Origin of the sequence: Actinoplanes sp. M2I2 (assembly GCF_023544445.1) — a bacterium.
GTDB lineage: Bacteria > Actinomycetota > Actinomycetes > Mycobacteriales > Micromonosporaceae > Actinoplanes.
In genome coordinates this window covers 40,852-59,639 of the sequence record NZ_JALPVJ010000002.1, presented here as the reverse complement: position 1 = coordinate 59,639, position 18,788 = coordinate 40,852, and the positions used below count along the sequence as shown (strand labels likewise).

18 protein-coding genes are annotated in these 18,788 nt (G+C 72.0%); 8 read left to right on the top strand and 10 right to left on the bottom strand.

Annotated elements, in window-relative coordinates; genetic code table 11:
• Positions 1-77 precede the first annotated feature (77 nt).
• Together HJC40_RS04020 and HJC40_RS04015 are read right to left on the bottom strand one after the other, a co-directional pair.
• Complete coding sequence (locus HJC40_RS04020; RefSeq protein WP_249998281.1) at positions 78-794, bottom strand: SDR family oxidoreductase; 717 nt, start codon at positions 792-794, stop codon at positions 78-80.
• 71 nt (positions 795-865) lie between these two features.
• On the bottom strand, positions 866-1,375 hold the full coding sequence (locus tag HJC40_RS04015; RefSeq protein WP_249998280.1) for a hypothetical protein: 510 nt from the start codon (positions 1,373-1,375) through the stop codon (positions 866-868).
• Positions 1,376-1,384: 9 nt separating this feature from the next.
• Here HJC40_RS04015 and HJC40_RS04010 point away from each other — a divergent pair, with 9 nt between their 5' ends.
• From HJC40_RS04010 to HJC40_RS03995, 4 genes are all read left to right on the top strand, one after another.
• On the top strand, positions 1,385-1,999 hold the full coding sequence (locus HJC40_RS04010) for a hypothetical protein (RefSeq protein WP_284042738.1): 615 nt from the start codon (positions 1,385-1,387) through the stop codon (positions 1,997-1,999).
• A gap of 296 nt (positions 2,000-2,295) precedes the next feature.
• Positions 2,296-3,672 (top strand): S8 family serine peptidase, encoded by a 1,377-nt coding sequence (locus HJC40_RS04005; RefSeq protein WP_249998278.1) that lies wholly within the window; start codon positions 2,296-2,298, stop codon positions 3,670-3,672.
• A gap of 84 nt (positions 3,673-3,756) precedes the next feature.
• Positions 3,757-6,240: a bifunctional diguanylate cyclase/phosphodiesterase gene (locus tag HJC40_RS04000; protein WP_249998277.1), complete on the top strand. Its 2,484-nt coding sequence runs from the start codon at positions 3,757-3,759 to the stop codon at positions 6,238-6,240.
• A 100-nt stretch (positions 6,241-6,340) separates the two neighbouring features.
• Complete coding sequence (locus HJC40_RS03995) at positions 6,341-7,288, top strand: YihY/virulence factor BrkB family protein (RefSeq protein ID WP_374271058.1); 948 nt, start codon at positions 6,341-6,343, stop codon at positions 7,286-7,288.
• 29 nt (positions 7,289-7,317) lie between these two features.
• Here the strand turns inward: HJC40_RS03995 and HJC40_RS03990 are convergent, their stop codons facing one another.
• The 5 genes from HJC40_RS03990 to HJC40_RS03970 all read right to left on the bottom strand — a co-directional run bounded on the left by HJC40_RS03990 (position 7,318) and on the right by HJC40_RS03970 (position 11,093).
• On the bottom strand, positions 7,318-8,532 hold the full coding sequence (locus tag HJC40_RS03990) for a GAF domain-containing SpoIIE family protein phosphatase (protein ID WP_249998276.1): 1,215 nt from the start codon (positions 8,530-8,532) through the stop codon (positions 7,318-7,320).
• 50 nt (positions 8,533-8,582) lie between these two features.
• On the bottom strand, positions 8,583-9,572 hold the full coding sequence (locus HJC40_RS03985; RefSeq protein WP_249998275.1) for an ATP-binding protein: 990 nt from the start codon (positions 9,570-9,572) through the stop codon (positions 8,583-8,585).
• 159 nt (positions 9,573-9,731) lie between these two features.
• Positions 9,732-10,304: a TIGR03086 family metal-binding protein gene (locus tag HJC40_RS03980; protein ID WP_249998274.1), complete on the bottom strand. Its 573-nt coding sequence runs from the start codon at positions 10,302-10,304 to the stop codon at positions 9,732-9,734.
• Positions 10,291-10,758 carry an SRPBCC family protein gene (locus tag HJC40_RS03975; RefSeq protein ID WP_249998273.1) on the bottom strand — a complete coding sequence of 156 codons (468 nt, stop codon included), beginning with the start codon at positions 10,756-10,758 and terminating at the stop codon, positions 10,291-10,293. Before HJC40_RS03975 ends, HJC40_RS03980 begins: the two co-directional genes overlap by 14 nt.
• Positions 10,755-11,093, bottom strand: coding sequence for a metalloregulator ArsR/SmtB family transcription factor (locus HJC40_RS03970; RefSeq protein ID WP_249998272.1), 339 nt, complete (start codon positions 11,091-11,093; stop codon positions 10,755-10,757). Before HJC40_RS03970 ends, HJC40_RS03975 begins: the two co-directional genes overlap by 4 nt.
• A gap of 123 nt (positions 11,094-11,216) precedes the next feature.
• Between HJC40_RS03970 and HJC40_RS03965 the strand changes: the two genes are divergently transcribed.
• The 3 genes from HJC40_RS03965 (at position 11,217) to HJC40_RS03955 (ending at position 13,570) form a co-directional block, all read left to right on the top strand.
• The gene (locus HJC40_RS03965) at positions 11,217-11,546 is read left to right on the top strand and encodes a PadR family transcriptional regulator (RefSeq protein ID WP_249998271.1); all 330 of its coding nucleotides are present in this window, start codon (positions 11,217-11,219) and stop codon (positions 11,544-11,546) included.
• Between the two features lie 2 nt (positions 11,547-11,548).
• Positions 11,549-12,565 (top strand): hypothetical protein, encoded by a 1,017-nt coding sequence (locus tag HJC40_RS03960; protein ID WP_249998270.1) that lies wholly within the window; start codon positions 11,549-11,551, stop codon positions 12,563-12,565.
• A 66-nt stretch (positions 12,566-12,631) separates the two neighbouring features.
• Positions 12,632-13,570, top strand: a complete 939-nt coding sequence (locus tag HJC40_RS03955) for a PHB depolymerase family esterase (RefSeq protein WP_249998269.1) — start codon at positions 12,632-12,634, stop codon at positions 13,568-13,570.
• 21 nt (positions 13,571-13,591) lie between these two features.
• Here HJC40_RS03955 and HJC40_RS03950 read toward each other — a convergent pair whose 3' ends face one another.
• The 3 genes from HJC40_RS03950 to HJC40_RS03940 form a co-directional block, all read right to left on the bottom strand.
• Positions 13,592-14,245 carry a 4'-phosphopantetheinyl transferase superfamily protein gene (locus HJC40_RS03950; protein ID WP_249998268.1) on the bottom strand — a complete coding sequence of 218 codons (654 nt, stop codon included), beginning with the start codon at positions 14,243-14,245 and terminating at the stop codon, positions 13,592-13,594.
• The gene (locus tag HJC40_RS03945; protein WP_249998267.1) at positions 14,242-15,069 is read right to left on the bottom strand and encodes a metallophosphoesterase; all 828 of its coding nucleotides are present in this window, start codon (positions 15,067-15,069) and stop codon (positions 14,242-14,244) included. Before HJC40_RS03945 ends, HJC40_RS03950 begins: the two co-directional genes overlap by 4 nt.
• Positions 15,070-15,261: 192 nt before the next feature.
• Positions 15,262-15,423, bottom strand: coding sequence for a hypothetical protein (locus HJC40_RS03940; protein ID WP_249998266.1), 162 nt, complete (start codon positions 15,421-15,423; stop codon positions 15,262-15,264).
• A gap of 1 nt (position 15,424) precedes the next feature.
• Between HJC40_RS03940 and HJC40_RS03935 the strand changes: the two genes are divergently transcribed.
• On the top strand, positions 15,425-18,745 hold the full coding sequence (locus HJC40_RS03935) for an amino acid adenylation domain-containing protein (protein ID WP_249998265.1): 3,321 nt from the start codon (positions 15,425-15,427) through the stop codon (positions 18,743-18,745).
• Positions 18,746-18,788 lie beyond the last annotated feature (43 nt).

Here is an 18,788-nt window from a genome sequence, read left to right as displayed (position 1 = left end):
GGCATCGCGACACCGGTGAACAAGGCAAGAGACGGGCTTCACAGCACCGCCGACGACCACCCAGGTGCCGTGATCGGTCAGCGCTGCCGCGTGGGCCGGACGACGACCTCGTTGACGTCGACGCCGTCCGGTTCCCCGATCGCGTACGAGACGGCGCGCGCGATGGCGTCGCCCGGGATGGAGTTCGCCCGGTAGACCCGCATCTCCCCCCGGGCCACCGGGTCGCTGATCGACTCGGCCAGCTCGGACTCGACGACCCCGGGCGAGATGGTGGTCACCCGGATCGACGGATCGACCTCCTGGCGCAGGCCCTCGGTGATCGCCCAGGCCGCGTACTTGGTGCCGCAGTAGACCGCGGCCGTCGGGGACACCTCGTGGGCCCCGATCGACGCGACCGTGACGAAGTGGCCCGAGCCCTGCCGCTGGAAGTGCGGCAGCGCGGCCGCGATGCCGTGCAGCAGGCCGCGCACGTTGACATCGATCATGCGGTCCCACTCGTCGACGAGCAGGGCGTCGAGCCGGGACAGCGGCATCACCCCGGCGTTGTTGATGAGCACATCGACGCGGCCGTGATTCCGGACGGCGGCGTCGACGAACCGGGTCACGTCCGCGCGGTCGGTGACGTCGAGCCGGTCGACGTGCACGTCGCCGCCGGCGTCACGGATGGCCTCGAGCCGGTCGGTACGCCGCGCGCCGAGGACGAGGGTGTGGCCCTGGTCCGCGAGAAGCCGCGCCGTGGCCGCCCCGATGCCGCTGCTCGCGCCGGTGATGAGAATGGTCTTGGCGTCAGTCATGCCTCAACCCTCACCGGACGGACGGTCGCCATCCAGGGCGAAGTGCACCCAGGCTGAGCGCCGCCCCCGGATCAGGGCTGCCCGGCGAACGCTCGGTGGTTGTCGGCCAGCCAGGCCCGGAAAGGACGGGCGGGTGTGCCGGTCAGCACCTCCACGTCGTTGCTCGGGGCCAGCCCTCCGGCGCCCGCGAAGACCTCGAGGAACGAGGTGCGCATGAAGTCCGGCATGTCGTCCAGGAAGCCCACCCCGGTATCGGTCTCGCCGAGCTCCTCGACGACGTACGAGCGGCCCAGCGCCGCGTTGATCTCGGCGACCTGCTCCCGCAGGGATCCGCTCTCGGGACCGGTGATCGAGTACGCCCCGGGCACCGGATGCGCAGCGGTCAGGAGGGCGACCGCCGCCGCTGCGATGTCCGCCGGATCCACGAACGGCGTCCGCATGTCCGGAGACGGCAGGCGTACGACGTCGTCCCGGGCGGCGGCCACCCACGGCACGATGTTGTAGTCGAACCCGGCCGCCCGGAGAAAGGCCGACCGGACCCCGGCCTTGGTCAACGTCTCACCACGGACGAACGCGACCATCTCTACCACCTGGCCGGGCACCACGCGCCCCCGGCCGGCGGCGCCGGGGAACACGTCAGCCCGAGCCTGCTCCGCCTGCTGGACGCCCTCACCACCATGCCGGCCCAGGTCGGCACCGACCTCGGGGTCACCCTGGCCCAGAACCGCCTGGCCGTCGCCCTGATCGGTGACCAGGTCTCGGCGTTCAGCGGTCCCGCGCGAAGCTTCATCCACCGCTTCTTCACCGACCCCGCCACCCGCGGTCAGTACCCGGTCGAGGACCAGGCCGACCAGGCCCGCATCCTGGTCGCCGATCTGCGGGCCGCCATCGCCCGGCGCCCGGAGGACCCGGAAGCCACCACGATGGTCCGCACCCTGCGAGCGGCCAGCGGGCACTTCGCCGAGCTGTGGGACCGTCACGACGTCGCGGTGCGCCGCGCGGACCGCAAACGCATCGTCCACCCTCTGGTCGGCGTCATCGACCTGGACTGCGAGGTCCTGGCCACCCAGCACCAGGACCAGCGCCTGGTCATCCTGAGCCCCCGGGCCGGCACGGAGGCGGCGGGTCAGCTCGAGCTCCTCCGCGTGATCGGCCACCAGGACCTGACCGCGGAGGAGCGGACCGCCACCCCGCCGCCTCGCTGAGCAGACCTGCCCGGCTCGACAGTGCGCCGCGACGCACTCGGACCCGCACGCCCGCGGCCGGCCGGACGCGTACCGGGAAAGTTCTTTACTGATTGACCTTCAGGTCGCCGGCGCCCGGCCGATGGAGACGCTCAGCATCGAGAGACAGCGGGGTGGCCATGGGCCGGTTGAGAAAAGTCAGCGCCTTCACGGCGGCGGTAGCGTTGGGCGCCGGAGCGCTGGGTGGTGGAGCAGCTCCCGCCGCCGCGGCGGAACCGGCGACACACTGGGCCAGTTGGCTGGGGTCGGCCGGCATAGTGCAGGGAACGACGCTCAAACAGATTCGTACGGTCATCGGGGCCGACACCGGCGCGGCTGCCACGCTGACCGGCAAGGGCGTGGGCGTCGCCCTGATCGACACCGGGGTGGCGCCGGTCAGCGGTCTCCCGGCTGCGCAGATCGTCAACGGCCCCGACCTGTCCATGGAGTCCCAGGCGCCCGACCTGCGCTACCTCGACACCTTCGGGCACGGCACCCACATGGCCGGCATCATCGTCGGCAACGACACCGCGACCGGCACCAAGGGGCTGGCGCCGGGCGTCAAGCTCACCTCGGTCAAGGTCGGCACGGCCAACGGGACCGTGGACGTCACCCAGGTCATCGCGGCCGTGGACTGGGTCGTCAAGCACCGCAACGACGACGCCGCCAACCCGATCCGGGTGATCAACCTGTCCTACGGCTCCGGCGGCACGCCCAACACCTGGAACGACCCCCTGGGTTTCGCCGTCGAGAAGGCGTGGCAGGCCGGCATCGTGGTGGTCGCCGCGGCCGGCAACGACGGCAACAGCGCCGGTTCGCTGGCCAACCCGGCGTCGGACGACTACATCCTGACGGTGGGCGCCACCGACACCAAGGGCACCGTGAGCACCAGCGACGACCAGCTGACGTCGTTCACCAACCTGGGCAACGGCGGCAAGCAGATCAACGTGCTCGCCCCCGGCGCCTCCGTCCTGTCGCTGCGCGACCCCGGCTCCTACATCGACGCCACCTACCCGGGCGCGCGCTCGGGCGACACGCTGTTCCGCGGCAGCGGCACCTCGCAGGCCGCCGCGGTCACCTCGGCCGCCGCGGCCCTGCTCGTGCAGGCGCGCCCGTCGGCCACTCCCGATCAGATCAAGAACTGGCTGGTCAAGGGCTCGGTCCGGGTACCCAACGGCATCGCCGCCATTCTCGGCCTGCAGGAGATCAGCGTGAACGGGGCCCTCGCGCGCTCCACCCTCACGACCACGACCACGGCCCAGTCCTGGATGAAGTCCAACGGCAGCGGCACGCTCGACAACTCCCGCGGCGACAGCCGGGTCATGATGGACAACACGCCGCTCGCGGGTCAGCGCAGCGTCTGGGGCAACCTGCCGACCACCACCTGGGCGGCCCGCAGCGCCGCCGGCACCGCCTGGACCGGCGGTGTGTGGATGGGCAACCGGCTGGCCGGCGACGACTGGACCGGCGCGTCCTGGGCGTCGCGGACCTGGGCCCCGGCCGTCTGGTCGGACAGCACGCCGTGGAGCGCCAAGGCCGCGTGGAGCGACCCGTCCTGGGCCGGCCGGCGGTGGACCGGCCGGTCGTGGACGGCCGGGTCGTGGTCGGGCCGCTCCTGGTCGAGCGACGACTGGTCGTCGGCTTCCTGGAGCTGAGGCGGGCTGCCCGGGCCGGGATGCTCATCCCGGCCCGGCTGCTGCCGATGGGGAGAAAGCGGGCGACGACAAGGAGATCTGCCGATGAAGGCAGTGCGGCGGCTATCCGCGGCCGGCCGCACCGGCGTACTCACGGCTGCCCTCACGCTTCTCACCCTGGGCCTGGTGGCGTACCTGTTGTGGCAGGAACCGCTGTCGTACGGGGCGAGCCCGGCGCTGCTGGTCGTCGTCGCGGTGTTGTTCGCTGTCACCGAGCGCTTCACCGTCACCTTCCCGGTGCGGCGCGGGTCGCACACGATCAGCCTGAGCGAGATCCCGCTGGTGCTCGGCCTGGTCACCATGGCTCCGGCGGCGCTGGTGCTGGTGCGGGTGATCGGTGGGGTGGCCGGCCTGACGCTGCTGAGCCGTCAGGGCGGCACCAAGCTGGCCTTCAACACCGCCCTGTACGGCACCCAGGCGGCCGCGGCGGCCCTGCTGTTCCACGTGCTCGTCGGCCCGGCCGACCCGCTGGGGCCGCGCGGCTGGCTCAGCTGTTTCGTGGCGACCCTGGTGGCCGACCTGATCTCGGTCGTCCTGATCAGCGCGGTGATCGCCCTGCACGACGACACCGAGGAGTGGCGGCGGCTGCTGACCGCCGATCTGCGCGACATCCTGCAGCTGCCCCTGGTGGTCGTCACCACGACACTCGGCCTGATCACCGCGATCGTGGTCCGCGACCAGGTCGCCGCCGCGGTGCTGCTGGGCATCCTGGCCTTCGCCGTCTACCTGGTCTTCCACCAGTACGCCCGGCAGACCCAGGGACACGCCCAGGTCGAGGCGCTCTATCGCTTCACCCGGGCGGTCAGCGGCTCGAACGACGCCACCGCGGTGGCCCACGAGGTGCTGAGCCAGGTCCGCGATCTGGTGCGCGCCGAGACGGCGGAGCTGATCCTGCCCGGCGACCCGGACAGCACGCGCATGGCGCTGACCGATCAGCGGACGTTCCAGGTGCACACCGACGCGCCGGACGACGACGCCTGGTGGTCCGCGGCCGGTCGCGGTGAGCCGCTCATGGTGTCCGGTCCACGCGACGCGATGGCGGCGCCGGTGACGCTGGGCGGCACCGTCGCCGTGCTGGCCGTCACGCAGAGCCTGCCCGACATCGAGACGTTCGACCGCGACCACCTGCGGCTGCTGGAGGCGCTCGCCGCGCACGCCGGCGTCGCGCTGACCAACGCCCGGCTCGTGCAGCAGCTGAGCCACAGCGCCCAGCACGACGCCCTGACCGGCCTGCCCAACCGCCGCAAGCTGCTGGCCGACCTCGGCGAGGCGGTCGGCGACGGGCGGGACCCCGCCGTGCGGGTGGGGGTGATCCTGCTCGACCTGGACCGGTTCAAGGACATCAACGACGCCCTCGGGCACACGATCGGCGACGAGGTCCTGCGCCAGGTCGGTCACCGGCTCCAGGCCCGGCTGGGCGACCGGGCGAGCGTGGCCCGGCTCGGCGGCGACGAGTTCGGCCTGATCGCCCGGGCCGCCTCGGAGGCCGACGTGCTGGCCCTCGCGGCCGAGCTGCACGAGACGCTCGGGGAGCCCACAGCGGTGTCGGGTCTCACCCTGACCACTCAGGCCAGCATCGGCGTGTGCCTGTCCCCCCGGCACGGCAGCGACCCGGACCGGCTGCTGCAGCGGGCCGACGTCGCGATGTACGTCGCCAAGCAGGCTCGTACCGGCGTGCACGTGTATCAAGCCGAGGACGATCAGGACACGCCACGCCGGCTGGGGCTGCTGACCGATCTGCGCAGCGCCGTCGAGCAGGGCGCGGTCCGGGTCGCCTTCCAGCCCAAGGTCGACCCGGCGACCGGCCGGGTGATCGGCGCCGAGGCGCTCGCGCGATGGTCGCGCGCCGACGGTCCCGTCCGCCCCGACGAGTTCATCCCGCTGGCCGAACGCTCCGGCCTCATCGCGCCCCTCACCGAGCACATCCTCGACACCGCCCTGGCCGCGTGCGCGTCCTGGCGCCGGGCCGGGCATCAGCTGTCGGTCGCGGTCAACCTGCCACCCCAGATGCTCACCGGCCGCACCGTGGTCCAGGACGTGGTGGAGCGGGCCCTGAGCAACCACGACGTGCCCGCTCACGCGCTCACCCTGGAGATCACCGAGACCGGGCTCATCGCCGACCCGGCCAACGCCGTACGCGTCCTGCAGGCACTGCGGAACCTAGGCGTCACACTGTCGGTGGACGACTTCGGGACCGGCCAGTCGTCGCTGAGCCGGCTCACCGAGCTGCCCGTGCAGGAACTCAAGATCGACAAGAGCTTCGTCGAGGACATCACCCACCACCGCGACCGGCAGGCGGTCATCGCGGCCGCCCAGCAGCTCGGCCACGCGCTCGGCCTGCACGTCGTGGCCGAGGGGGTCGAGACCCGGGCCGAGTTCGACCACGTACGCGACCTCGGCTGCGACTCGGTGCAGGGCTACTACGTGTCGCGGCCCCTGTTCGCGGCCGACTTCCTGGCCTGGCTGGCCGCCCACCCCGGGAGCGACGCGACCGCGCTGACCCTCAGCGGCACCCACCCGCCCACCTGAGGTCCGTAGCCGGCACCGATCGGGCGACGGATAGTTCTCGTACGGCTGGGAATCAACGCGGCATGCCTGACGTCCGCACCCGGCGCCCGAAGGGCCGGCCGTGAGCGAGGGACCACGACTGCCGCGGCGGCCGCCGGAGAGTCCCACCGCCCTGCCCCGGGGCGCGTGGTGGGCGACGCTCAAGCGCACCGTCAAGGAGTTCGACGACGACGGTCTGGCCGACTGGGCCGCGGCGCTGACCTACTACGGCGTGCTGTCCGTGTTCCCGGGACTGATCCTGCTCGCGTCGGTGCTCGGCCTGCTCGGCCAGTCCGCCATCGGACCGCTGGTCGACAGCCTCGGGGCGGTGGCGCCCGGCCCGGTCGAGGAGATCCTCACCAGCAGCCTGACCAACCTGGGCGAGAACCAGCAGACCGCCGGCTCGCTGGCGATCATCGGCCTGGCCGGCTCGCTGTGGTCGGCTTCCGGGTACGTCGGCGCGTTCATGCGGGCCTCGAACGCGATCTACGACGTACCCGAGGGCCGCCCGATCTGGAAGACGTTGCCGATCCGCCTGGCCGTCACCGTCGTGGTCGGCGCGATGCTCGCGGCCGGCGCCCTGATCGTCGTTTTCACCGGTGAGCTGGCGGAGTGGCTCGGCCGTCTCATCGGCGCGGGCCCCACCGCCGTCACCGTGTGGTCGATCGTCAAATGGCCGGTGCTGCTGGTGTTGATCAGTGTCGTGTTCGGCCTGCTCTACTGGGCCGCGCCCAACGCACGCCAGGCCGGGCTGCGCTGGATCAGTCCGGGCGGCGTCGTGGCCGTGCTGCTCTGGGTGGCCGCCTCGGTCGGGTTCGCCGTCTACGCCGCCCACTTCGGGTCCTACAACAAGACGTACGGCACCCTGGGTGGGGTCGCCATCTTCCTGGTGTGGCTGTGGATCTCGAACATCGCGATCCTGCTGGGGGCCGAGCTCGACGCCGAACTGCACCGCAGCCGGGCCATCGCCGCCGGGCTCCCGCCCGGGCAGGAGCCGTACGTGCCCTTGCGCGACACCGAGGCCCTGTGAGCCACTCCGGTCATGCCGGAGCCGGGCCCTCAAGCGGAGCGGCCGCGGCGGACGGCCAGCACGGCGATGTCGTCGGTCGGCTGGTCGCTGCCGATCCGCGCCATGACCGTGGCGCAGACCTCGTCGGGCGGCCCGGCGTGCACGGCGCCGACCAGCGCGGCGATGCCTTCGTCGATGACGCGGCCCCGGCGCTCGACGAGGCCGTCGGTGTAGCACAGCATCAGGGCCTCGGCGGGCAGGTCGACCGGCGTCGTCCGCCTGGCCCGGGTGCTGCCGGTGCCCAGCGGGACATCGATCGGCATGTCGATCAGCTCGGCCGGCCGCCCCGGCGCCGTCAGCACCGGGCGCAGGTGACCGGCCGACGACAGCCGCACGGTCCGCTGGTCGGGGGCGATGGTGGCGTACAACGCGGTGGTCAGGTTGCCGGCCTCGAAGTGGCGGATCTTGCGGTCGAGCAGCGTCAGCACCTCGGCCGGGTCATCGGTGACCAGCGTGTACGCGCGCAGGGCGCTGCGGATGCGGCCCATCACCACCGCCGAGGCCAGGCCGTGCCCGGAGACGTCGCCGATCACCAGCCCGAGCCGGCCGGACGGCAGCGTGAACACGTCGTACCAGTCCCCACCGATGCCGAACTCGTGGCCGGGAACGTACCTTGAGGCCAGCTCCAGACCGTCGACGGCCGGCAACCGGGCCGGGAGCAGGCTGCGCTGCAGCGCCAGGGCCGCGGTCTGCTCGAGCTTGCGGGAACGGATCTGCCCGGCCACGCCGGCCCGGTCGGCGGCCAGCTGCAGCAGGCGTACGTCGTCGTCGCTGAACTGCCGGGGCCGGCAGCTGCCGATGTGCAGAACGCCCACGACCTCCCCGGCGGCAAAGATCGGCACCCCGAGCAGGGAACGGACGCCCTGCTCGATCAGGACGGGACTCACCACGTCGGCGGCGGTCACCTCGGACAGCACGACCGGCTCACGGACCTGCGCGACGTGCCCCGAGAACCCCTCGCCCAGCGGCACCCGGATGCCGCGCCGGATCTCCTGCTCCAGCCCCTTGGCCGCGGTCGGGATCAGCTGCCGGGCGTGCGGGTCCACCAGCATGATCGCCGCGGTGTCGGCGTCGAGCAGCTCGCGGACCCGCTCGAGCAGCTCGTCGAGCAGGTCGACGACGTCGAGCCGGGACAACGCCGCGTCGGTGACCGCCTCGAGACGGCGCAACCGCTCGTCGTCGCGCATTCCGCCGCCGAAAGTCACGCTCACAGCGTACTGAGGCGGTTACCGGCCCATATCGGGAGGCATCGCCGTCACGCCGCGCCGCGGTGCATGATCTCGTGCGGGAAATGCAGCCGGACCGAGGTGCGTCCCGGCTCGCGGCCGATGATCACCACGTCGGCGAGCTGACGGGCCAGCCACAACCCGCGGCCATCGGGCGCCGCGTCGGCGCGTCCGGGCCGCCGATAGCCGGCCGTGACCGGAAGGGGACGGCCCGCGCTGTCGTCGCACTGGACGACGAGGGTGTCCTGGTCGTGCCAGGCGCGGACGCGGACCGGAGCGGCGCCGTGCCGCAGGCCGTTCGCGGCGACCTCGACCACCGCGACGACGACGTCGTCGATCGGTTCGTCGGCGAAATCCCGGTCGGCCGCCCAGGTGTGCACCACCGAGCGCAGCCGGCGAAGGTCGGCCACGCCGGCCAGGATCACCTCCTCGTCGACCTCGGCCGGCGCCGGCGGCCAGGGATCCCTCCGGCCGGCGAGGTAACGCTCCGCATCCTGGTAGGAGCCGGACCGGACGGGCCCGGTCGCGGTGAGCAGGTGCGGGTGCGTGGCGCGGGCCCCCTCGAGAACGGCGGGTGAATGGTGCTGCTCGCCCCAGACGCAGGTCACGGCGCAGCCGTACGGGGCGTAGGTCTCGTTGCACATCGCCTCGTAGGACAGATATGCGGAGGCGCGCAGGCCGGGGTCGGCGCCACCGGTCAGATCAGGCTCGGCGATCACGTGGACGCGGCGGCCGGCCTCGGCCTGGCCGGCCAGATAGCGGCGGAACGACTCGTAGGCGAACCCGAGCCGCTGGTAGAACCCTCGTGGGTCGCTCCAGCGGACGTTGCCGTCGAGCTCGCCGACCTGCCCCTGCAGGGCCGCACGGGTGTCGTGACCGACCACCAGCAGGACCTCGTCGTACCGGCCGGCCGAACGGCGCAGCTCCGGAACGAGCACCGCCGGCAGGTCGGCCGCCGAGCCGACGATCGCGGTGTGCGCGAGATCCGAGCCGTGTTCCCGCACCGATGGCATGGTCATGGTGCGGTCGACGCGAGCACTGCGGACCTCTCGGCGGTGATGGTGGTTGTCATGTCGCGGATCCTCACACTGTTGCTCAGCAGGTCCGATGGCTGAGCACACGAGTAGAACGGTATGAGGTTTCCTTACCCGGCCGGCGTCGCCCTACACCGCCACCCCTCACGCGGTCCAGGACGGGTCGCGGCCGATGAAGCCCAGCAGCCGGGTCTGCGCGTCGGCGCCGGCCGGCACGGGTACGCGCGGACCGTACTGGCCGGAGGCGCGCATCAGCTCCTCCATCGGCTCCATCCCGGTCACCAGCAGCGCCGCGTAGCCGGCGTCGAGCCGGTCGTCCTGGCCGGTGGCGCGGGCCAGGTCCCAGGTGTGCATGAAGACGTCGGTGGTGTAGAAGCGGTCGACTGCCTGGTCCAGCGGCAGCTCGCCGATGTGCGGGTTGGTGAACGCCCGTCCCGGCGTCGCCGGATCGTCCAGCACCGCCTGCACCGCGTCGGCCTGGGTCTGCCAGGCGGCGACCGGGTCCTCGGCCACGCCCGGCCCGCGGGGCAGCTCGAGGCCGGCCCCACCGGCGAGGAACCCGGGGAACCACTCCACGAGGTGGCCCACCACGTCGCGGGCCGTCCAGCCGGGCACCGGCGCGGCGGCGTCCCAGGCCCGGGCGGCGCGGACCCGGTCGGTGAACGTGCCCGCCACGACCCGGTGCCGTTCGGCGGCGGTCAGCTCAGCCAGCATCATCGCTCAGCATCCTCTCCAGTTTGTGGTGACCGTCCCGCAGGCCGATCTCCATCCCGCTGCGCAACCAGCCGTCGCGGGTCTCGAAACTCTCCACCAGCGACTGCGTACGAAGCCTGGTCCGGCCGTCGCCGAGATCGTCGAACCAGGACGTGTTGAGCGCCACCCCGTCCGGGTCACCCTCGTACGTGAAGGTCTGCACCAGACGGTCCGGCCGGATCTCGTGGAAACAGCCGTGGAAAGCGTATTCCTCGGCGCCCCGGACGGAGACGTAACGGAAGCTTCCCCCGCTCCGCGCGTCCCAGTGGTCGATCCGGGTCAGCATGCTGTCGGGGCCGATCCACCGGGCGAACAGATCGGGATCGGTGTGCGCCCGCAGCAACCGCGCCGGGGAGGCCCGGAACTCGCGGACGACCCGGATGATCGGCAGCTTCGGGTCCGCCTCGATGTGGGTCATGATCCGGTCTCCTCGTCCTCCATCGCGCCCAGCACCCGATCGAGACGCTGGTAGCGCTCCTCGGCCCGGCGACGGTACTGCTCGATCCACTCGTCCATCAGGTCGAGCGAGCCGACCTCGAGGCGCACCGGCCGGGGCTGAGGTCCCGGTGGGCGGTTGACCACGCCCGCCTCCTCCAGCACCCGCAGGTGCTTGTAGACGGCCTGCAGGCTCATCGCGTACGGCTCGGCGAGCTCGGCGACGGTGGCGTCGGCCACCGACAGGCGAGCCACCATGTCGCGCCGGGTGGGGTCGGCCAGCGCCGCGAACGTCCGCGACAGGGTGTCGGCCGGCATCCTGATCCGCCTTTCAACTGACTGGTTGAAAGCCAAGCTAGTCGCCGGACTCGACGCGGTCAAGGGTTGTGGTTCCTCATACTACGTTTGACGTTATATCTCGTCACACTTATCATCGTCGCCATGCAAGAAGCCACCTTCCTCATCCTCACGGCGCTCGCGGCTCAACCGCGGCACGGTTACGGGATCATCCAGTCGGTCGAGGCGCTCTCCGACGGCGACGTGAAACTGCGGCCGGGCACCCTGTACGGCGCGCTCGACCGGCTCGCCGGGCAGGGCCTGATCGCGGTCGACCACGAGGAGGCCGTCGACGGGCGACTGCGTCGCTACTACCGGCTCACCGACACCGGCACCGACCTCCTCGCCCAGGAGGCCGAGCGATGGCGCCGGCGGACAGCGGCGGCCGAGGCCCAGCTGGGACGCCGCCCCGGGCTCACGGGCGGTGCCGCGTGACCATGCGGCACCGTCTCCTGCTGGCCTCGTACCCGGCCCACCTCCGCCGCCGCCACGGCGGCGAACTGATCTCGACCCTGGCCGAGATGACCGACGGCCGCCCGACCCGCGCCGATCGCCTGCGGCTGGTCGCCGACGGGCTGCGCGAGCGGTTCCGGCTGCCGGCCGGACGGCCGTGGGGCGCGCTCGCGCTGGTGACGGCCACGCTGGCGACCCTGATCGGCGGGGCGGTCGGCCTGGCCGCCGGCTCGCTGGCCGGCGCGCGGACCTATCCGTCGATGCCCGCGGTGGCTCCCCTGGCCACGCAGATCCTCGGTCCCGAGGTTCAGCCGGAGCGGCTCCGGCGCGAGGGCTCCGAGCTGTCGTTCACGGCCCCCTTGAGCCCGGCGGCCGGCGGCGCCCCGGCCGAGCAGCGGGTACGGGAGATCCACGAGCGGCTGGCCACGGCCGGCTGGGACGTCACCGCGGTCGAGCGCTATCGCAGCTCCGACCAGTGGAGCTTCTCGGCCCGGTCGGGCGGCCTGCGGGTCTCGGTCGTGGGCAACGCCGGGCCCACCGGCTCCGTCGAGGTCCTCGGTCATCCGGTACGCCCCGCGACGTACCTGCCGCTGGTCCTGCTCGGCCTGCTGGCGGGACTGGTGGCCGGCTGGCTGGCGGGCGCCGCGACGGCCCATCGGCTGGCGGCCTCCCCCCATCGGGTGCCGGCCGCGGTGCTGGCCGCGGTGGGCCTGGCCGTTCTCGTTGCGCCGACCGCTCGCCTGTACCAGGGCCTGGTTCTCTTCCTCCGCGAGAACGACGACGTCGGTGCCCCGGTGCACCAGGCGCTCGCCTGGATGCCGTGGCCGTTCCGCGACGCGACCGTGTTCCCGGACAGCATCATGCCGGGCCTGCGGACGCTTCTGATCGGATTGTCGATCGCCGCGGTTGCCGCGATGGTCGCCTACCATCCTCCCGGCGACAGTCCCGAGCCGGTGAGGGGAGCGCCTCACCGGTCCCCTACCCCGGGCGGCGAGGAGTAAAAGCGACCCGCCCGCGGGCTCGCCGACGGCGTACTCTGTGGTTCGCATCCCGGCTCTGGAGGTGCGATGGCCGGATACGGTCGGCGAACAGCCCGGATCATGACCGCCGCGGCGGCAGTCATGGTCGCGGTCGCTTGCGGCTCGACAGACGATGCGAGCCCGCCGCCCTCCTCCCCCACGGCCCTGCCGGCGAGTGGCACCGGCACGGTGGAGTTCGGTGGACGGCCGGTCACCGTGCACGTCCCGGCCTCGTCCGATCCGGCCCGGCCCGCGCCGCTGGTCATCGCGCTGCACGGCTTCGGGTCCAACCCGGACGAGCTGGAGTCCTACCTGAGGCTCACCCCCGAATCCGAACGGCGGGGATTCGTCTACGCCTACCCGGAAGGAGCAACCGACGACCGGGGCGACCGTTTCTGGAACGCCACCGACGCGTGTTGCGTCTTCACCAGCGCGGTGCCCGACGACTCCCGTCACCTCAGCGAGCTCATCTCCACGATCCAGGACACGTATCGGATCGACCCGGCCCGCGTCTATCTGATCGGCCACTCGAACGGCGGCTTCATGGCGCACCGAATGGCCTGCGACCACGCCGAGCAGATCACCGCGATCGTCTCCCTGAATGCCGCGACCTGGAACGACGCGACCCGATGCCGCCCGTCCGAACCGGTGGGCGTGCTGGCCGTGCACAGCACCGCCGACGAGACCGTCGCGTTCGGCGGCGGGGTTAACGGCAGCGCCACCTACCCGTCGGCGGCCACCACCGTCGCCCGCTGGCGCGACCACAACGGGTGCGCCGGCGCCGGCAGCGAGGCTTCCGCTCGCGATCTGGTCGCCACCCTGCCGGGTGACGAGACGTCGGTCCGCGCCTACACGCAGGGCTGCGCCGGCGGGTCGAGCGTGCAGTCGTGGACGATCAACGGCGGCACCCACGTGCCCCAGCTCGGACCGGATTTCGCCCCGGCCGTGACGGAGTTCCTGCTCTCCCAGGTCGATCCGGCCCGGTAGCCGGCGCACCGCCTTCGGCTGTCACAGCGTGACCGCGGTGACCACCAGACCACCGGCCACGGCGAACCTTCCCGTCAGCCGGGTCAGCGACGGGCCGCCGTCGGTGCGGGTGCCGTCGACGAGCAGGCGCGCCCCGAAGGCGCCGGCCGCGGGATCGATGCTCAGCCGGGCCTCGTCGAAGCCGAGCCAGCGGCCGGTGAGCGGATACCACGCCTTGTAGACGGACTCCTTGGCGCTGAACAGCAGGCGATCCCAGTGGATCAGCGGGTCCGTCGCCGTCAGGGCGGCCAGCATCTCAGGCTCACCGGGCACCGTCACGGCATCGTGTACACCGTCAGGCAGCGGGCCGTGCGGTTCGGCGTCGATGCCGATACCGGTCAGCAGCGTCCGGGGAGCGACAGCCGCGGCGCGATAGCCGCGGCAGTGCGTGATGCTGCCGACCACCCCGGGCGGCCACAGCGGCTCCCGCCGGGCGCCGGACCGGATCGGAGCCGGTGGGTGGCCGAGGACGGCCAGGGCCTCGCGGGCACACCGCCGCGCCGTGACGAATTCCCGGCGGCGACCCTCGACCGCGGTCGCGACGAGGTCCTCCTCGCCCGGGAAGGGGGCCTCGCCGGGAAGGTCGTCGAACGCCTCGACGCTCACCACACCCGGCGGGAGCAAGGTGCCGATCACGGGAACACCCTCTTCGGCAGCTGCGGCGCGTCGGCCCGGCTCCGCCACTCCCGGGGGTAGCCGAGCGACACCTCCTCGAAGCGCACGCCGTCGTAGTGGGTCGTCCGCGGTATGTGCAGGTGGCCGTAGACCGCCACGACAGCGCCGAACCGGGTGTGCCAGTCCGCCGTCCGGTTCGTACCGCACCATTGGGCGAACTCGGGATACCACAGCACGTCCGTGGGCTGCCGGACCAGCGGCCAGTGACTGACCAGCACCGTACGGGTGCCGGGCGCGAGCGCGGAGAGCCGCCGCTCACTCTCGTCGATGCGGGCCGCGGACCAGGACTCCCGATCGGGGTACGGATCCGGGTGCAGCAGCATCTCGTCGGTGCACACGACCCCGGTCGAGTACGCGTACTCCAGGGACTCCTTCTTCCCGGTCGTCCCGGGCGCCAGCCACGAGTAGTCGTACAGCTGGAAGAGCGGCGCTACGGTGACCGGCCCGCCCGCACCGGCCCAGACGGCGAACTCGTCCTCCGGGGTCAGGACGCCGTTGTCCCGGCACATCCGCACGAGGGCGTCGTAACGCTCGGCCCCGCGCAGCCGCACCGGGTCGTCGGGGAGCGTCCACAGTTCATGGTTGCCGGGCGCCCAGATGACCGTGGCGTAGCGCTCGCGCAGCAGCCGCAACGTCTTCTCGATGTCGCCGAAGGTGTCACCGACGTCGCCGGCCACGATCAACCAGTCGTCCTCCGACTCCGGCGTCAGGGCGTCGACGACCCGGCGGTTCTCCGCGTAGGACACGTGCAGGTCGCTGACCGCGAACAGGTTTCCCTCGGACACGTCGTCGACTCTATTCACGTCGTGACCCGCGAGCACCGGCGGCTCCACCGTCCGACCGAATGGCCATCGAAAGCAACCTCTCACCAGCGCATTCTTGAGCCCGTCCGGCATTTCCTGTGCGCCCGCACCATTGCACCACCTGGCCGACAGATCTTCAAGATCCATGAACATCATAAATGCGTGAACCATCGTTCACATCGACGCCTTTTTTCGTTCAGGTCCGCGCGCATCACCATCGGTTGACATGAATTGATCCACCCGCATAAATTTGAATCTCTTGCCGATCACGTCCTCGACCATTGTCGCCACGTCGATGCCGGACAGAACCGTCAACTGCCACCACGACAGGATCACGGTGAACAACGCAGGAAATCCGCAATTCCGGCCGGGCTTTTCCGACTCCGCCATCGGCACCGGGCCGCTTTCCCGGCAACAGGAACAGGTCTGGTTCCGGCACAAGTTCGCACCGGACAGCGTCGCCCACAACGCGCAGACGACGATCCGGGTCGTGGGCGCCTTCGATCTCGACCGGTTCGACCGGGTCATCACGGAAATCGACCGGCGGCACGAGACATTGCGTACGACCTATGCGGAGATCGACGGTGAACCGGCGCAGACCGTCCACCCGCCGCGACCGGTCCGGGCGAGACGGATCGACCTCGGCGAGGTGCGCGACGGACAGCAGGAACTGCTCGACCAGGTCCTCACCCGGGAGATGCACACTCCCTTCGCGGTGGCGGTTCCGCCGCTGATCCGCTGGACCGCGGTGCGGCTGGCCGAGGACGAGCACGAGATCGTCCTGGTGGAGCACCACCTGCTGCACGACGAGCGGACCACCGCGCTGCTGATCCGTGAGGTGGAGACCCTGTACAACGCGTCGGCCGAGGGAGTGGAGCCGCCCCGGGCCGAGCCGGCCGTCCGCTACCGGGACTTCGCGCGGTGGCAACGCTCCGCGCTGGAAACCGCGCCGATGCGGTCGCAACTGGCCTACTGGAAGGACCGGCTCGGCGACGCCCCGCCTCGCCTCGATCTGCCGGCGGACCGGCCCAGGCCCACGACGCAGACCTTTCGCGGCGAGACACTGCGGGTCGACCTGCCGCCCGACCTGGTGGCCGCGCTGAGCTCCTTCTGCCGCGACCGGAAGCTGACGATGTTCGGCACCATGCTGGCGGCCTTCTCGGCGTTTCTCCACCGTTACACCGGTCAGCGGGACCTCTGTGTCGGTTCGTCCTTCGCCGGCCGGCGGCCCGGCACAGCAGACGCGATCGGGATGTACGCCAACACGGTGCTGCTGCGGTGCGATGTCGATCCCACGCAGGACTTCGCGAGCCTCGCCGGACAGGCGCACAACGTCGTACGGGAGGCGGCGGAGAACGAGCTGCTGCCGTTCCCGGAACTGGTCCGGGTGCTCAATCCCACCCGGGAACCGGGCCGCAACCCGTTGACCGACATCTTGTTCAGCGCCGACGAATCCGCTCGTCCGAGCCTCGATCTGGCCGGAGCGACCGGGACGGTTCTCGAGCGCGGCAACAGCTCGGCGCGGACCGACCTGAACGTCGTCGTCCTCCCTCGGACGGAAAGCCGAAGCGGTGTCGCCGCACTGCCGGACGGCCGGATCACCATGCTGTGGGAGTACGCCGCCGATCTGTTCGACGACGGGACTGTCCGGCGGATGGCGGACAGCTACCTGCGGCTGCTGGCCGACGCGGTCGCCCGGCCGGCGGCGCGGCTGTTCGAGCTGGCCCTGCTCAGCCCGTGGGACCGCGCCCTGGTGCTGGACGAGGTCAATGCCGACCGCCATCCCCCGGCCGACGCCCCGCCGGTGCACGAGGCGGTCCGGGCCCAGGCGCACCGGACACCGGACGCTCCGGCCATCCGCGACGGCGCCCGCGAGATCGGGTACGCCGAGCTGGTGCGCCGGGCCGACGCGCTGGCCGACGTCCTTCGCCGGAACGGTGTCGCACCCCGGACGGTGGTGGGTGTGTGCCTGCCGCGCGGCGCCGACCTGGTGATCACCGAGCTCGCCGTGCTGTGCGCCGGGGCCGCCTACCTCCCGCTGGATCCCGACAATCCGCCGGCTCGCCTGGCCGGCCAGTACACCGCCGCCGGGGCCGTCCTGATCGTGACCAACGGCGCGGTCGCGAACCGGCTCCCCCGTGACATCGCCCACCTGCTGCTCGACCGGCTCCCGGACCGGGCCGACGTGGGTGCCGCCGGTCCGCCGGATCCGGTGCAGCACAACGATCTGGCGTACCTCATCGCGACGTCCGGCTCGACGGGCCAGCCCAAGATCGTGACGGTCGAACATCGGTCGCTGTCCAACGTGGTGACGTGGCGGCGACGACGCTGCGACCTCGGGCCGGCTGACCGGGTCGCCCAGATCGCCTCGCCCGGTTTCGATCCGTCCGTGACCGACATCTGGCCCACCCTGGTCGCCGGCGCCACCCTGTGCGTGCCCGACCAGGACACCAAGCTCGATCCGGAGCGCCTGGGGTCGTGGCTGGCCGACGAGGGCATCACCGTCACCGAACTGCCGACCGCCCTGGCCGAGCGGGTGCTGACGCTGAACTGGCCGGCCGGAGCGGCCCTGCGGATCCTGATCATCGGAGGGGACCGGCTCCGGATCCGGCCGAGCGCCGGACTGCCGTTCCGGGTGCTCAACGAGTACGGCCCGACCGAGACCACGGCGACCGCGACGGCCGGGGAGATCGAACCGGCCGGCCCGCCGGCCGGGCCACCCGACATCGGCCGCCCCATCACCGGCGTCAGCGCGTACATCCTGGACGGGTGGCGGCAGCCGGTGCCGCCCGGGGTGACCGGTGAGCTCTGGATCGGTGGCGTCGGGGTCGCCCGCGGCTACCACGGCGCACCCGGGCTCACCGCGCAACGTTTCGTCCCCGACCCCTTCTCCGGCGTCCCCGGCGGACGGATGTATCGCACCGGCGACCTCGCCCGGCACCTGCCGGACGGACGGATCGACTTCATCGGCCGGCGGGACCGCCAGATCAAGTTGCGGGGCTACCGCATCGAACCGGCCGAGATCGTCGAGGCGCTGCGCGCGCACCCCGCCGTCACCGACGCGGTGGTGCTGGCGGTGACCGACGAGCGCGGGGACAAACGTCTCGTCGCCTATGTCGAGGCGGAGAACCGACCGGCCCTGCGGCAGGAGGTGCGTGAGCACCTCGTCGTGCGCCTGCCGCGATACATGATGCCGACCGACTTCGTCGTGCTGGACTCGTTGCCGATCAACCGGAACGGCAAGGTGGACGAGCGTGCCCTGCCGGCCCCCGGACCGGCCGAACCCGACCCCGGTTTCCGGGCGCCCGGCACCGGTACGCAACGACTGCTGGCCGATATCTGGTGCCGGGTGCTGCGGCTGGAACGGGTGGGTCTCGACGACAACTTCTTCGACCTCGGCGGACACTCGCTGCTGCTGGCCGCGGTGCAACGCGAGCTGGCCGGCCGGGGCCACGCCCTGTCGATCGTGATGTTCTTCGAGTACACGACGATCCACGACCTGGCCAAGTTCCTGGACGATCGGCACGTGGTCGTGGGCCAGGACGACGAGTCCGGCGCGGCGGCGCGACGAGGCGCCGGACGGGCCCGCCTGGACCGGCGCCGGGCCGCCCTGCGCACAGCCGAGCCGACGACCACCGGCGACTCCGGCACCAGCTGAGCGGGGAATCGGGGCGGCGACGGCACGGCCGGCCGAGGGCCCG

What these genes read in the sequence shown, in the direction of transcription:
- HJC40_RS04000 (WP_249998277.1), top strand. Translation starts at nt 3,757, where the DNA reads ATGAAGGCAGTGCGGCGGCTATCCGCGGCCGGCCGCACCGGCGTACTC.
- HJC40_RS03955 (WP_249998269.1), top strand. Translation starts at nt 12,632, where the DNA reads ATGGCCGGATACGGTCGGCGAACAGCCCGGATCATGACCGCCGCGGCG.
- HJC40_RS03960 (WP_249998270.1), top strand. Translation starts at nt 11,549, where the DNA reads ATGCGGCACCGTCTCCTGCTGGCCTCGTACCCGGCCCACCTCCGCCGC.
- HJC40_RS03985 (WP_249998275.1), bottom strand. Translation starts at nt 9,572, where the DNA reads ATGACCATGCCATCGGTGCGGGAACACGGCTCGGATCTCGCGCACACC.
- HJC40_RS03970 (WP_249998272.1), bottom strand. Translation starts at nt 11,093, where the DNA reads ATGCCGGCCGACACCCTGTCGCGGACGTTCGCGGCGCTGGCCGACCCC.
- HJC40_RS04015 (WP_249998280.1), bottom strand. Translation starts at nt 1,375, where the DNA reads ATGGTCGCGTTCGTCCGTGGTGAGACGTTGACCAAGGCCGGGGTCCGG.
- HJC40_RS03975 (WP_249998273.1), bottom strand. Translation starts at nt 10,758, where the DNA reads ATGACCCACATCGAGGCGGACCCGAAGCTGCCGATCATCCGGGTCGTC.
- HJC40_RS04020 (WP_249998281.1), bottom strand. Translation starts at nt 794, where the DNA reads ATGACTGACGCCAAGACCATTCTCATCACCGGCGCGAGCAGCGGCATC.
- HJC40_RS03965 (WP_249998271.1), top strand. Translation starts at nt 11,217, where the DNA reads ATGCAAGAAGCCACCTTCCTCATCCTCACGGCGCTCGCGGCTCAACCG.
- HJC40_RS03980 (WP_249998274.1), bottom strand. Translation starts at nt 10,304, where the DNA reads ATGATGCTGGCTGAGCTGACCGCCGCCGAACGGCACCGGGTCGTGGCG.